The organism is Roseofilum sp. (assembly GCF_982964205.1).
Map to the genome: position 1 here is coordinate 1 of NZ_CEZBFX010000188.1, position 5,195 is coordinate 5,195.

6 protein-coding genes are annotated in these 5,195 nt (G+C 44.6%); 3 read left to right on the forward strand and 3 right to left on the reverse strand.

Features of this window, described 5'->3' with window-relative positions; translation table 11 throughout:
- Positions 1–17 precede the first annotated feature (17 nt).
- Together AC3A14_RS23910 and AC3A14_RS23915 are read right to left on the reverse strand one after the other, a co-directional pair.
- Positions 18–302 carry a hypothetical protein gene (locus AC3A14_RS23910; RefSeq protein WP_318732377.1) on the reverse strand — a complete coding sequence of 95 codons (285 nt, stop codon included), beginning with the start codon at positions 300–302 and terminating at the stop codon, positions 18–20.
- The gene (locus AC3A14_RS23915; protein WP_318732376.1) at positions 303–728 is read right to left on the reverse strand and encodes a hypothetical protein; all 426 of its coding nucleotides are present in this window, start codon (positions 726–728) and stop codon (positions 303–305) included.
- A gap of 275 nt (positions 729–1,003) precedes the next feature.
- Between AC3A14_RS23915 and AC3A14_RS23920 the strand changes: the two genes are divergently transcribed.
- The 3 genes from AC3A14_RS23920 (at position 1,004) to AC3A14_RS23930 (ending at position 2,649) form a co-directional block, all read left to right on the forward strand.
- Positions 1,004–1,192 carry a hypothetical protein gene (locus AC3A14_RS23920; RefSeq protein WP_318732375.1) on the forward strand — a complete coding sequence of 63 codons (189 nt, stop codon included), beginning with the start codon at positions 1,004–1,006 and terminating at the stop codon, positions 1,190–1,192.
- 96 nt (positions 1,193–1,288) lie between these two features.
- Positions 1,289–2,074 carry a hypothetical protein gene (locus AC3A14_RS23925; RefSeq protein ID WP_318732374.1) on the forward strand — a complete coding sequence of 262 codons (786 nt, stop codon included), beginning with the start codon at positions 1,289–1,291 and terminating at the stop codon, positions 2,072–2,074.
- Positions 2,074–2,649 carry a DUF3318 domain-containing protein gene (locus tag AC3A14_RS23930; RefSeq protein WP_318698592.1) on the forward strand — a complete coding sequence of 192 codons (576 nt, stop codon included), beginning with the start codon at positions 2,074–2,076 and terminating at the stop codon, positions 2,647–2,649. Before AC3A14_RS23925 ends, AC3A14_RS23930 begins: the two co-directional genes overlap by 1 nt.
- 524 nt (positions 2,650–3,173) lie before the next feature.
- On the opposite strand, the gene AC3A14_RS23935 is transcribed toward AC3A14_RS23930, so the two are convergent.
- Positions 3,174–5,033, reverse strand: a complete 1,860-nt coding sequence (locus AC3A14_RS23935) for a tetratricopeptide repeat protein (protein ID WP_318719896.1) — start codon at positions 5,031–5,033, stop codon at positions 3,174–3,176.
- Between the last annotated feature and the right edge of the window lie 162 nt (positions 5,034–5,195).

Below are 5,195 nucleotides of genomic sequence, written 5' to 3' on the forward strand. Positions count from 1 at the left end.
GATAATTGGCAGATTTCCTATTCATTGAACTCGGAGAGTGACAGAAGAGGGATATCCTGATAGTCTGCATTAACTCTGGGTATCCACTCCACGGACTCGGATACTTCATACTGTTTGCAAAATCCCCCAGAAGGACACAGGGAATAACTGCCATTTTTTTCCCGGAGCAACAAGAGCAAATACCCCGGAACTGAGACTTGCAATTGCAATAAATATCCCTGATTCGCTCGTAATTCTTGGGTCGGATTATTCGGTTTACCCACCGCAATACAACGGTCTTCCTGGTTGGGAACTAGCTCCAACTATCCAGGTTTCGAGACTACTTGCTTCTGCTTCTGCAACTTCGTAAACCCCCACCGAGGAAAGGCTTTATCCCAGAGCCAATGATAACACTTTTGCCAGGGCGAAACATCCGACACACCCCGTTTTTTGAGCTGCAAACCCTCAAGATTGACCCCATCACGTTCTATTTGTTCGCGAAACGTATTGACGATTTGATCGATAACTGCGCCAAGAGTTCCTCCTATGCCATTGAGATTAAATGTACCGTTTAATTCTTTGTCAATTTGTCTAGCAATGGCTGAAGTTTTCTTCTCGAAATTATTCGGATGCAAGCGATCCCAGAAGAAAAGTTTCTGTCGTTCACTATTGTGGTTATGGGTGAAAATTTGTTGCCTTGTGTGCAAGAGGAATTGTTCTTGCAAGGTCTGCGGTTGAGAATTGACCATGGTTTTGCCCTACCATGCTTTACGGTTTCTCCCACTATAGCAGGTCGGATTGGTGTTTGAAGAGAGAATTTTGGTGATTTTTATTTCGTTTTATTTCTCTATATTTTGATTTATTCTTGTTGATTTTTAATGGATGATGAGAGGAAATTTTTTGTTTTTTCCCAAGGCTATCTACGAGAGGGGAAGAAATTTTTGACGATTTATTTGCCTGTTTTTTCTGAGCATTTTTTTATAAAAATAGAGAGCTAAAAGTGAAGTATGAGCGTCAGAAATTAATGGTTATAAATTCTCAAAAACGACAACAAAAGATCTTAATTCTAATCTCTGAATTTGTGCTTCCCAATTTGGTTGGGTTCATCCTAGATGCTTCGTTAGGCTTTAGCCTGAGCGCAATCGTTGTGGCGTATCATGTGTGGAAAGAGTGCGATCGCCGCACTCTTGCTGATAACGACGAGCATCCTTGACTTGCGTCAGCCATTCCATTAATTTAGGATTACAAAATCCTAGGGGACTTGAACACCAAACCTAGCGCTCTAAGTCCCATCTTCAACTTAAATCCCATGCTCAAACTCAAACCCCATCGACTTTGGCTGATTGGTTTAATGGCGATCGTTGCCCTAGGGTTAATCCTGGGTCACTCCTATGGGTCTCATTCTCAGGGACAACTGGCCCTAGAGCAACCCGCGATCGCGCAAGTCCCCAGTCCTCCAACCCCAGAAACCTTACCGGAACCGCCTCCTTTACCCTCTCCGGACGCTTCTCCATCGCCTCAAGCTTCTCCAAGTCCAGAAGCGCCTTTGGCTCCCACTCCCCTAGCTTCCCCTTCTCCCTTACCTCCCCCTCCCGCTCCTCCAAGTCCAGAACCGACTCCAGCGATTGAAGAGCCAACTGCACCGCCGTTAGAGGTTGGGGGGACGTATGAAGATCCCAATGGCTTTTATCAAATCGCGATCGTTCAAGACTATAAGGTGAGTTCAACTGGCAAAGATCCTCTGTTTGAATCCCCGGATGGACAAATGGCTTATACCGTTGTGCGCTTACCTCGACTGACAAAACAACGGCTCACTAATGGCATTTTGGCCCAAATTGCGGTTGAAGAATTGCAAGGTGGTGAGGGGTTTCTAGCTCAAAGCTATATCCCCCTAGGTGAAGGCATCGTACAAGTGCCTTGGACAGGAAGCTTAACCCAAGGACGTAATAGCCAACCGATGAGTGGTACGCTGATTTCGACTCAACAGGAACAGGATGTCTATTTGGTTTTAATTGCAGCCACGGAAGCAGGAGCCGAGCAAGTACCGAATCTGCTGGCAACTTTGGTTGATGGTTTGGAGGTTACCCCACAATAATGTACCGCGATCGCGACCCGGAACTGTCTCGGCTCATGGAACTGATGCCCGCTTCTGGGCGCATGTTTGTACAATTGATCGGTAAACCGGAACAACCCCAGGTGATTGAGGCCCCCTTTCCTTTGCCCTGGAGGCGATCGCGGCCGATTTATATCAATTTTGACCTTTTGCGCCAATTACCGTTGGCAGAACAAGATTTAGCTGTCCTACAAGCCGTTTGTTGGGTTTGCCAGGTGGAATGGTTTAAACCCAATCTCTATCAAGGATTGGTGACAGTGGGATTCCTGGGAACAGTGATAGAAATGATGCAAGCGGATGCCGTAGGAATGGTCGCCAGTGGAGGACTAACGGCAATGGCAGTGATGCAAATCCGACGTAAAAATCGCCAACGGGATGTGATGATTGAAGGCGATAAAGCGGCAATTCGAGTAGCCAGTCGGCGCGGATATACGGAACTCGAAGCAACTAAATCTTTGTTAAAGGCGATCGAGCATATCGCTCAAATTGAAGGGAGAAATGGTTTATCGGTAGTGGAGCTACTCCGATGCCAAAATTTGCGGGTGATGTTAAATTAAGCAATAGGATAGAATCCTCTGTCTGCTTTTTCCTGCTCTGCAATGGGGAAACTCATCGAGTCAAATCACCCTATTCCCTAGAGTCAATACTCGAAATAGAGATGCTTATAGATTAGAATAGATTAGAACACCAAGGGAAATGCTCCTCTCTATCCTCCCTTATTGCTCGTCAATAGAATCTTCTTGCAACTGAACATCCAAGTTTACAGGAAGCTCTAGATCGTCTTCTTCTGAAGAAAACGCTTTCAATTCTTCAATTTTCAATTCTTCTTCAATTCTTCAATTTTCAATTCTTCAATATAGAAAGCTTAGTGGTAAATTTAGGGAATGTCTGTAAAGCTTTGATGAAGTTTGACCGTATTTTTATGAAGATTTCATGAAGAAGCGCTGAAACTACGTAACTTCCTTCAGTTAGGCACGGTGAATCTACTGAATTGAGCCATAGAACCCACATTTGACACGACAAAATGTAGTACAAAAGTTGCTCTCAACGTTCCTTTACGCAAGATTTTATAATACCTCTTTTATTCGATAATATAATCAAACCCATCTAGGCCAATCCTAGCCATAATTTGCGATCGCTGTTGTTGAAGGATCTGTTTAAATGCTTCTGCCCCTAAGTTTCCCTTTAGGATGGCGACTAAATTCGCTACTTGCCGTTTCTCTATCGCATTTTTTTGCTCTAATAAATACAGTCCTAAACAAGCGTGGAATACAGCCAAGGGAAGTTGACTGAGTTGATAGTTGACTTCACCGAGATTCGCATGGCTTAAGCCTTCCAATTCCAAATTTCCGAATTGAATGGATAGGGCTAGACTTTTTTCCAAATAGGATTGGGCATTATTGCTCCGATCTAAGATTAAATGAGCGATTCCCATGCCCAAATAACAAAAGACTGCTGAGATCAAATCTTGATGCTTTTCTAATAACTTGATTCCACGTTGAAGCCTTTCGATACAAGCTTCTATGTTTGAGATAGAAACATGTTCTTGTTGTTGAGCTTGACGGACTTCTGCATAGCCTAAATTGGCGATCGCATTAATTTCCCCCAATGGATCGCCAATCTGACGCGCAAACAAGAGTGCCCGTTGTCCGAAATCGATCGCCTCCGCCAATTGCCCTAGACTGAGCTGCAAGCGACTCAAGTGGTTCAAATTTGCCACTTCACAGTTGCGATCGGACTCTTGACGGGCTAAATCGAGGGCTTCTTGGTGTAAAACAAGGGCGCGATCGCGATCGCCCATCCACTGTTGCGAATAGCCCAATACAGTCAGGATACGTGCCTTTTCTTGCTTTTTCTCGATCGTTTTCAGGGGGCGATCGAGATAGGCAATGGTTTCGCGAAACGTTTTACCCGTAAAAGAGGCAAAGACACCACCATAGATGGGGAAATTATCTCGTTGAGCAAAAGAGCGTAAAATTTGCAGCCCAATTTGAAAACAAGCATCCGCCAGGCGATCGCGATCGGAAGCTGAAAGCTGCTCTGCTTGCCGAAATCCACTGCTTAATTCGCACCAGATAATCGCAAACGTGAGAAAGGTGGAGGCGGCGGCATCATTGCCCGCTTTAATATTGTAGGGTTGTTTGTCAAACCAGCTCACTAAACCCTCTTGAATGCCTCGCAATAAGACAATTAACTCTACCCAAGCACTCCAATCTAGACGGGTTTGTTGTTGAGCTACAGATGCCGCCGATTGATTATTCGATTGTTCAGTGAAGAACAATTGGGACAATGGACTGCTCACTTGTTTTGCCCAATATCCCCAAGGATTATTCGCCCCTATTTTGGATGCAAATCCCAATTGACGCTGCTCGTATAACCATCCCATCAAATCCAGAGAAGTAGACGCTGACAATCCTTGTTTCAATCCTGCTGCCAGAGTGTGAAGTTCAGCAACTGTATTGTCATCGGATTCCTGAACTTGTTCTAGCTCTTTTGCGAAAGATGCAATCTCCTTATTGCTGAAGGCATTCGTTTGGTTAGGATCGAGAATATCCAGGAGAACGGATAGGCGCTCTCCATCATCTGCATCGATTAATTTCGTGACAGCATCGCTACAAGCATTTTCCGTCCTTTGAGTCTCTTGATATCGATTCCATGCTTCTTCTAAAGTGCGAAGCGCTCTCACTTGACGCTGGGCTTTTGCTTGCTTTAACTCATCCTGTTCAGCCTCCACTTTATTTTGAGTCAGCGTTATTTTTTCGATTAAACATCGTTCAAAAATCTCCCCCGTACCCCGTACCAATCCTAGCTGTGCTACCACTTGCCGATAAACATACTCTTTTGAACCAATCTTTCCTTTGAGGGTATCGGTAACGATTTTCTCGATAAACGCTGAGTAGCGATCGCTTAAAGATAAAGTTTCTGGATCTTCTGACGGCATGTCTTCTTTAGGTTTTTGATGATGTTCTGAATTATAGCCAGTTCAACGAAAGAGTGGAACCCAGTTTTCCCTATTCCCTATTCCCTATTCCCTATTCTCCATTCCCCATTCCCTATTCCCTATTCCCTATTCTCCATTCCCCATTCCCTATTCCCTATTCCC

Bases quoted from the DNA above. Each gene is read 5' to 3' on its own strand.
- AC3A14_RS23915 (WP_318732376.1), bottom strand. From the start codon at position 728: ATGGTCAATTCTCAACCGCAGACCTTGCAAGAACAATTCCTCTTGCAC.
- AC3A14_RS23920 (WP_318732375.1), top strand. From the start codon at position 1,004: ATGGTTATAAATTCTCAAAAACGACAACAAAAGATCTTAATTCTAATC.
- AC3A14_RS23925 (WP_318732374.1), top strand. From the start codon at position 1,289: ATGCTCAAACTCAAACCCCATCGACTTTGGCTGATTGGTTTAATGGCG.
- AC3A14_RS23930 (WP_318698592.1), top strand. From the start codon at position 2,074: ATGTACCGCGATCGCGACCCGGAACTGTCTCGGCTCATGGAACTGATG.
- AC3A14_RS23935 (WP_318719896.1), bottom strand. From the start codon at position 5,033: ATGCCGTCAGAAGATCCAGAAACTTTATCTTTAAGCGATCGCTACTCA.